This window comes from Arthrobacter sp. SW1 (genome assembly GCF_001766675.1).
Taxonomy (GTDB): Bacteria; Actinomycetota; Actinomycetes; order Actinomycetales; family Micrococcaceae; genus Arthrobacter.
Genome location: NZ_MJLT01000011.1, coordinates 45,636 through 54,097, shown reverse-complemented (window position 1 = coordinate 54,097; position 8,462 = coordinate 45,636). Strand labels below are relative to the sequence as shown.

At 67.2% G+C, this 8,462-nt stretch carries 7 protein-coding genes; all 7 read right to left on the bottom strand.

Going from position 1 to position 8,462, the window contains the following annotated elements; translation table 11 throughout:
- Positions 1–185 (bottom strand): helix-turn-helix domain-containing protein (locus tag BIU82_RS19625; protein ID WP_139146518.1); only part of this gene is annotated, 185 nt, incomplete at its 3' end.
- Positions 186–277: 92 nt separating this feature from the next.
- Complete coding sequence (locus BIU82_RS07345; protein WP_070348821.1) at positions 278–2,077, bottom strand: biotin carboxylase N-terminal domain-containing protein; 1,800 nt, start codon at positions 2,075–2,077, stop codon at positions 278–280.
- A gap of 119 nt (positions 2,078–2,196) precedes the next feature.
- Entirely contained in the window at positions 2,197–2,865 is a 669-nt protein-coding gene (locus tag BIU82_RS07340) for a nucleoside triphosphate pyrophosphatase (protein ID WP_070348820.1), read from the bottom strand.
- Positions 2,862–5,426 (bottom strand): MMPL family transporter, encoded by a 2,565-nt coding sequence (locus BIU82_RS07335; protein ID WP_070348819.1) that lies wholly within the window; start codon positions 5,424–5,426, stop codon positions 2,862–2,864. Before BIU82_RS07335 ends, BIU82_RS07340 begins: the two co-directional genes overlap by 4 nt.
- 65 nt (positions 5,427–5,491) lie before the next feature.
- Positions 5,492–6,121: a TetR/AcrR family transcriptional regulator gene (locus tag BIU82_RS07330; protein WP_070348818.1), complete on the bottom strand. Its 630-nt coding sequence runs from the start codon at positions 6,119–6,121 to the stop codon at positions 5,492–5,494.
- 112 nt (positions 6,122–6,233) lie between these two features.
- Positions 6,234–6,935, bottom strand: a complete 702-nt coding sequence (locus tag BIU82_RS20130; RefSeq protein ID WP_253182711.1) for a YbjQ family protein — start codon at positions 6,933–6,935, stop codon at positions 6,234–6,236.
- 89 nt (positions 6,936–7,024) lie between these two features.
- Entirely contained in the window at positions 7,025–8,437 is a 1,413-nt protein-coding gene (locus BIU82_RS07320; RefSeq protein WP_070348817.1) for a dicarboxylate/amino acid:cation symporter, read from the bottom strand.
- Between the last annotated feature and the right edge of the window lie 25 nt (positions 8,438–8,462).

Below are 8,462 nucleotides of genomic sequence, written 5' to 3'. Positions count from 1 at the left end.
GAGTGTTTCGTCGGCTTGGTCACCAACACCCCTTGCCCATGAATCCTCCACCGCCGATACAGCGACTTGACCGGCGTACTGGAGACACCCAGTAACCTGGCCGCCGCTTTGTACCCGATGCCCTCATCAAACAACGCTACAGCCGCCTCACGCTGTGCTGCGGCCAATGAACTACGTACGTGCATAAAACTGCTCCCCGGGAGTCGGAACTGAATTTCTCAGTCCAACTTCCGGGGAGCAGTTCAGTTTGGTGCGGGGCCTGCGTTGTTAATGGAGCCTAGTCTTCGATCGTGGCGATGACCGCGCCTGCGGCCACCGTTTCGCCGGCCTTGGACAGCAGGCCGTGGATGGTGCCGGCGCGGTGCGCAGTGAGGGGCTGCTCCATCTTCATGGCCTCGAGGACCACGATCAGGTCGCCTTCGGCCACCACGTCGCCGTCGGCTACTGCCACCTTGACGATCGTTCCCTGCATGGGGGAGGTCAGGGCGTTGCCGCCCGCCGCAGCCGAAGCGGCTGCAGCGCGGGCGCGCTTCTTGGCCTTGCCCGCCTTCGGTGAGGTGCCGTTGGCGGAAACCGCACCGAGGCCGGCCGGGAGGGCTACCTCAAGGCGCTTGCCGCCCACCTCGACGACGAAGCGCTGGCGCTCACCGGCGTCGGGAGCTTCGGCGGAAGCGGCACCGGACCACGCGGGGATGTCGTTGACGAACTCCGTTTCGATCCAGCGGGTGTGGACCGAGAACGGACCCTCTTCCGGAGCGAAAGCCGGATCCGAGACAACCGTGCGGTGGAACGGGGTCACCGTGGGCATGCCCGTGATCTCCAGCTCGGCCAAGGCGCGGCGGGAGCGTTCCAGCGCCTGCTTGCGGCTGGAACCGGAAACGATCAGCTTGGCCAGCATGGAGTCGAAGTTGCCGCTGATCACCTCGCCGGCCTGGATGCCCGAGTCCACACGGACGCCGGGGCCGGTGGGGAAGTTGAGGGTTTCCACGGTGCCCGGAGCGGGCATGAAGTTGCGGCCGGCGTCCTCGCCGTTGATGCGGAATTCGAAGGAGTGGCCGCGGACTTCGGGATCGCCGTAGCCGAGTTCCTCGCCGCGGGCCAGGCGGAACTGCTCGCGGACCAGGTCGATGCCGGTGACTTCCTCCGAGACGCAGTGCTCCACCTGCAGGCGGGTGTTGACCTCGAGGAAGGAGATGGTGCCGTCCTGGCCTACCAGGAACTCGCAGGTGCCGGCGCCGAGGTAGCCGGCTTCCTTCAGGATTGCCTTGGAGGATTCGTAGAGGCTGCGGTTCTGCTCCTCCGTGAGGAACGGTGCCGGGGCTTCTTCGACCAGCTTCTGGTTGCGGCGCTGCAGCGAGCAGTCGCGCGTGGAGACGACCACGACGTTGCCGTGCGCGTCGGCCAGGCACTGGGTTTCGACGTGGCGGGGGGAGTCCAGGAACTTCTCCACCAGGCACTCGCCGCGTCCGAAGGCGGCCAGGGCCTCGCGGACGGCGGATTCGTAGAGCTCGGGGATTTCCTCCAGGGTGCGCGCCACCTTGAGCCCGCGGCCGCCGCCGCCGTAGACGGCCTTGATGGCCACCGGAAGGCCGTGCTCCTGGGCGAAGGCGACGATCTCGTCGGCGTCCTTGACCGGATCCTTGAGTCCTGGTGCCAGGGGTGCACCTGCTGCGAGGGCAATGTGCTTGGCCTTCGCCTTGTCACCCAGCGCGTCGATGGCCTCGGGGGAGGGGCCGATCCAGGTGATGCCCTCGGCGATCACGCGCGCGGCGAATTCGGCGTTCTCGGCCAGGAAGCCGTAGCCGGGGTGGATGGCGTCCGCACCGGACTGCTTGGCGACGTCGATCAGCTTGTCGATGACCAGGTACGACTCCGCGGCGGTGTTGCCGCCCAGGGCGTAGGCCTCGTCGGCCAGGCGCACGTGCAGGGCGTCGCGGTCGGGGTCGGCGTAGACAGCTACGGAGGCGAGGCCTTCGTCCCGGGCTGCGCGGATGATGCGGACCGCGATCTCGCCGCGGTTGGCCACCAAAACCTTGGTGATCTGGCTGGAAACGGGCTGCGCCGGCTGTGCTGTCAACTTGACTCCTTCTGTCCTCAAAGGAGGTTAGCGTGATTGTGAGGGTTCCGCCCATATTGATGGGGGAATCCGTGTGTGCGGCGCCGTCTCTTTGTAGGGTTGCTACAAAGCGCCGGAAATCATCCGGCGGAGTCCGCCGGCTCCGCCCACAGTTCCGTTATGCCCACCTGTGCCTGGCCCAGCAGCTCGCGCAGCGTGGACACCGAGAGTCCGACGACGGCGTGCGGGTCGCCGTCGACCTTGCGGATGAACGCCCCGCCCAGGCCGTCAATCGTGAAGGAGCCCGCGCAGTGGAGCGGCTCGCCCGTGGCGATGTAGGCATCCACCTCCGCTTCGCTCATCGGCGTGAAGTGCACTTCGGCGCTGGAGACGGCGCCGAGGGTCGCCCCGGTGCCGTCGGCAGCTTCCCCGTCTTCGACGTCGGCGGCTGTGTCGCGGCAGTCCACCAACCAGTGTCCGGTGTGCAGCACGCCGGAAGAACCGCTCATCCGCAGCATGCGCTCCCTGGCGACCTCCGGCGTGTACGGCTTGCCGTGCGCCTCGCCGTCGAACTCGAAGACCGAGTCGCAGCCGATCACCAGGGCGCCTTCGGCTTCCGGCAGCGCCGCGACGGCCTCGGCTTTGGCGCGGGCCAGCAGCAGTGCGGTGTCGTGCGGATCGGTGACTCCGTAGCGGGCCTGCACCGCGTCCTCGTCGACGTCGGACACGAGGACTTCGTGCCGGATGCCGGCCTCCGTGAGGAGCTTGGTGCGGGCGGGAGACTGGGAGGCAAGAATCAAGCGGGTCACGCGTTCAAGGGTAGTGCAGGGTCCTTCGCTTCACCGCTGCCCGCCTGGCCCTTGGCCTCGTGGCGTTCCAGGGAAGCGCCCTCCACATCGACGTCCGGCAGGATGCGGTCCAGCCAGCGCGGCAGCCACCACGCCTTTTCGCCCAGCAGGTACATGGCGGCGGGCAGGATGGTCATGCGGACCACGAACGCGTCCACCAGCACACCGAAGGCCATTGCGAAACCGAGCGGCCGCACCATGGTGAGGTGGCTGAAGATGAAGCCCGCGAACACGCTGACCATGATGATCGCAGCAGCGGTGACCACTGCGGCCGCATGGCTGAAGCCGCTGCGCACAGCCTGCTTGGCGCTTTCGCCGTGCATGAACGATTCGCGCATGCCCGAGGTGATGAACACCTGGTAGTCCATGGCCAGGCCGAAGAGCACGCCGATCAGGATGATCGGAAGGAAGCTCAGCACAGCGCCGGGATTCGCGACGTCGAACACGGTTCCCAGCCAGCCCCACTGGTACACGGCCACCACGGCGCCGAAAGCCGCAGCGAGGGACAGCAGGAAGCCGCCGGTGGCGAGCAGCGGGACGACGATCGAGCGGAAGACCAGCAGCAAGAGGATCAGGGACAGCCCGACGACGATCGCCAGGTACGGAGGCAGGGCAGCGCCGAGCTTCTCGGAGACGTCCACGTTGCCGGCGGTCTGGCCGGTGAGGCCGATGGTGACGCCCGTGTCTGCGGCGATGTCCTTGCCCTTGGCGCGGAGCTCGGAGACCACCTGAACGGTGCTTTCGCTGGCCGGTCCCTCCTCCGGGATCACTTGGAACACCGCGGTCCGGGGGCCGTTGCCTGCGGTGGGAGCACTGAGTGCCACAGGGATGGCCGCCACCACGTTGTCCACGCTGCGCAGTTCCTCCGCGACATCCAGCTGCCGGTTCACGGCCTCGCTCTCGCTTAGGCCCGCCGGGAACTCGCCGACCACCACGATCGGCCCGGTGACGCCTTCGCCGAAGCTCTTGCGGGTGAGGTCGTAGGCCTTGAAGGCCTGCGAATCGACCGGTTCGGAGCCGCCGTCGGGCAGCGCCAGCCGCAGTTGCGAGGCCGGCAGGGCCAGCACGCCGAGCAGAACGACGCCGGCCAGCAGCGACCATACGGGGTGGCGGGTCACCAGGGCGCCCCAGCCGCGGTTGCTCTTGCGGATATCGGCGGCGTGGTCCGCTGCCTCGTGGCCCGGCTCGGCGTTGTGCTTGGCGGCCTTGGCCCAGGCCCGCTTGGAGATCAGGCGGCGGCCGATCAGTGACAGGACCGCAGGGGTCAGCGTGAGCGAAACGACGACGGCGACGGCAACCGTGGCGGCAGCGGACAAGCCCATGATGGACAGGAAGGGCAGCCCGGGAACCACCAGCGCGGCCAGGGCGACCACCACGGTGAGGCCGGCAAACAGGACCGCGTTGCCGGAGGTTCCGGTGGCGAGGGCGGCCGATTCTTCCGGGTCCATGCCGGCGAGCATCTGGTTGCGGTGCCGGTTCACGATGAAGAGCGAGTAGTCGATCCCGACCGCGAGGCCGAGCATCAGGGCGAGCATGGGCGAGATGGAGCTCATGTCGATCACGCCGGTCAACGCGAAGGTTCCACCGACGCCCACGGCTACGCCCGCCAGGGCCATCAGGAGCGGCAGTCCTGCCGCGATCAGGGTTCCCAGCATCACGATCAGCGCCACCGCAGCCACGGCGATGCCAACGATTTCGGCCACACCGAACAGCTGTGAGACGTCTTCGGTGATTTCCTTGCTGGCCAGGGCGGTCACGCCGGCTGAGGACACTTCGTGGGCGATGTCCTGGACCTGCTGGCGTTCGGCCGGGGTCAGGGCGTTGATGGAGGTCTTGAACTGGATCTGGGCGATCGCGGCCTTGCCGTCTTCGGAGACGAAACGCAGGCCTTCGGAGGCTTCGAGCTGCCGCTTGGACAGGGCGAGCTTCGCGGCGCCGTCGGCAGCTTCCTTTTCGCCGGCGTCGAGCTTCCTGCTGCCTTCGGCCAGCGCGGCTTTTTGCGGCGCCAGCTGCGCTTCGATCATTTCCTGCGGCATGCCGCCGGCCGCCATCTGCTGCTCCGCGGCCTTGAGCTGTGCCTCGCCGGCAGTCTGCTGTGCCCGGCCCTGCTCCAGCTGCGCTTTGCCAGCGGCGAGCTGCTTTTCAGCCTGCGCGACGGCGGCGGGGGCCTTGTCGAGTTCGGCCTGGGAGTCGAAGGGGTTGACGACGGACTGCACTGTGGGAAGGTCCTTCAGCTTCCCAAGCGCTGCCTTGATGGCCTCCTTGCCTTCCTGGTCGAAGCCCTCGGAGCCTGCTTCGAAGACGATGCCGGCGGATCCGCCCGCGGCCTCAGGCATGTCCTGCTTGAGCTTGTCCAGCATCCGCTGGGTTTCGGTGCCCGGGATCTGGAAGTTATTGGACATGGTGCCGTGGAACGCGGCCGCGGACCCGCCGACGGCGACGAGGACGGCGAGCCACAGCGAGATCACCAGCCAGCGGTGGCGGTAGGAAAACTTGCCAAGACGGTAGAGCAAAGTGGCCATGGTGGAACCGATCTGTTTGGGTGGTTCTGTCGGGAGATTGCTGCCTGCGGGGGTGTGCAGGTGTGTCAGGAGGGCTGGGGTGCTGCGAAGCCGTTGGCCAGCATGCCGACGGCCGTCACAAGGTGTTCGCGGAAGACTGCGAGGGATTCGGGGGAGAGGTCTGCGCCGCGTTCGTCGAACCAGACGCTCATGGCGGCCTTGCCGCAGGCGATTACCGATCCGGCCATGGCCCGCAGCTGCAGTTCGTCGGCGCCCGCTCCGAGCCGTTCGCGGGCCGCGGCGATGATTTGGTCCGTGCAGTGGTCCCACGCTTCGAGTTCGCAGCGGCCGAGGGACTGGCTGGAGCTGGTCAGGCTGAAGAGTTCCGCGATGGGCGCTGCCGTCATCGGATCGGCCAGTGCCAGCAGCGCCGCCCGGGCCGATTCGAGGACGGGTTCCTCGGCCGGCCGGAGCCGGAACTGTTCCAGGGCGTGTTCCAGGAAACGGTCCGCGAGCGAGGCCAGCGCCGATTCGACGCCGGTGAAGTAGTTGAAGAACGTCCGCCGGGATACGCCGGCTTCGGCCGCGATGTCTTCGACCGTGAAATTGCCTTCACCTTTGCTGCGCAACTGGGCCAGGGCGGCATCGGCGATCGCCCGCCGGGTGGCGGCCTTGTTCAGCTCGCGGCGGGAGCTGGGAGTGGTAGCTGTGCTCACATCTTTACACTAAGTGCATTTTTGCACTCTGCGCAAGTTAACTTTGTGGCGGGAATGCCAACGGCCGGTGGTTCCAGGGGACTGGAACCACCGGCCGTTCACGGTGCCGAGCTTAGGGGCGCTGCTCGTTGTCGGGTGACCGGCCCGCCTCCGCGTCGCTTTGCGGAGCCTGCTGGGCTGCGTGCCGGGCCTGCGCTTCCTGCCGGGCCTGTTCTTGCTGGGCCTGGAGGGCTGCCTGCTGCTGCGCCGCCTGGTGCTGGGCTGCGATCTGTGCGGCCTGCTGTTGCGCGGCTGCGTGCTGTGCCGCCTGCTGCTGTGCCTGCAGCGCTGCCTGTTGGGCCTGGAAGGCCGCCTGCTGTTGCGCGGCGTGCGCCTGGGCCTGCTGCTGTGCGGCCTGCGCCTGCTGTACGGCCTGTGCTTGGGCCTGTGCCTGCTGCTGGGCAGCGGCGCTGTTCAGGTAGATCGACTGGCCGGTGGCGCCGGCCTCGCCTTCCTTGAGTGGAATGGCGTAAACAGCCGTGCCGTACGCACACACCTCGGTCCAGTTGGTTCCCATCTCAGATGTGTCGAAGCGCATGGCGATGATTGCGTTGGCGCCCCGCTGCTGGGCTTCCTGGACCATGCGGGCCATGACTTCCTGGCGGCTTTCGTAGAGGGCCCGGGTCATCTCCGGAAGTTCACCGCCGCCCAGGGACCGGAAGCCTGCGAGCATCTGGGATCCGATGTCCCGGGAACGCACGGTGAGGCCCATGACCTCGCCGAACACGGCGTCGATCCGGTGGCCGGGGATTTCGTTTGAGGTGACAATCAGCATGCGCTGAGCCTACCGGGAAGGGTCCGTTAAACGAGTGAATCCCCGGGGAACAGTTCAGTGTGAACTCCCGGGGATTCATTCGTAAGGCGTCAGGACCTGGCGTCAGCCAGCTCGCGCCCGGCGTCGGGGGTGCCGGCCGGGGCGGAGTCATCCGCGAAGGCGGTCCCGGTGCGCGGGGCGTTGTACAGTTCCTCGTCCAGGATGCCCTGGCGCTTGGCCACGATCGTGGGAACCAGGGCCTGGCCGGCCACGTTGACCGCGGTGCGGCCCATGTCCAGGATCGGGTCGATCGCGAGCAGCAGGCCGACGCCGGCCAGCGGCAGTCCCAGCGTGGATAGCGTGAGGGTCAGCATCACCACGGCACCCGTGGTGCCGGCGGTTGCGGCGGAACCCAGGACGGACACCAGGGCGATGAGCAGGTACTGGCTGAAGTCCAGGTTGATGCCGAAGAACTGGGCCACGAAGATCGCCGCGATGGCCGGGTAGATCGCGGCGCAGCCGTCCATCTTGGTGGTGGCGCCGAGCGGGACGGCGAACGATGCGTAGCCGCTGGGTACGCCGAGGTTCCGTTCGGTGACGCGCTGGGTGAGCGGCAGCGTGCCGATCGAGGAACGGGAAACGAAGGCCAGCTGCACGGCCGGCCACACGCCGGAGAAGTACTGCTTCACGGAGAGCCCGTGCGCGCGGACCAGCACCGGGTAGACGGCGAACAGCACCAGGGCGAGGCCCACGTAGATGGCCACGGTGAACTTGCCCAGGGATCCGATGGTGTCCCAGCCGTAGATGGCCACGGCGTTGCCGATCAGGCCGATGGTACCGAGCGGGGCGATCCGGATGATCCACCAGAGGACCTTCTGGATGACGGCCAGCGCGGAGGCATTGAAGTTCAGGAACGGCTCGGCCTGCTTGCCCACCTTGAGGGCGGCCACGCCGACGGCGATCGCGATCACCAGGATCTGAAGCACGTTGAAGTTCACCGCAGTGGTGACGGTTTCGTCGGTGATGGTGGTGCTTGCGCCGAGACCGAGGAAGTTCTTGGGGAACAGGCCGGTGAGGAACGCCCACCAGGATCCCACCTTGCCCGGAGCTTCGCCCTGGCTGTTGATGCCGGTGCCGGTACCGGGCTGGAAGAGCACGCCCAAGCCGATGCCGATCAGCACTGCGATGAGCGAGGTGATGGCAAACCAGAGCAAGGTGTTCCACGCCAGCTTGGCCGCATTGGATACCTGGCGGAGGTTCGCGATGGAGCTGACGACGGCGGTGAAGATCAGCGGGACAACGGCCGTCTGCAGCAGCGAGACGTAGCTCGAGCCGATGGTCTGCAGGGTGGCGCCAAGGCCGTTGGGGGCTGTCTTGGTGCTGCCGGTGTATTTGGCGATGAGGCCGAGGACCAGGCCGATGATGAGGGCGGCGATGATCTGCACGCCGAAGGACGTTGCCCACTTGGGAAGCCGGGACGCAGTCTTTCCGGCGCTCTGGGAAAGGTTGGATGTATTGCTCACCCGAACAAGGTAGGGCTTGCTGGAA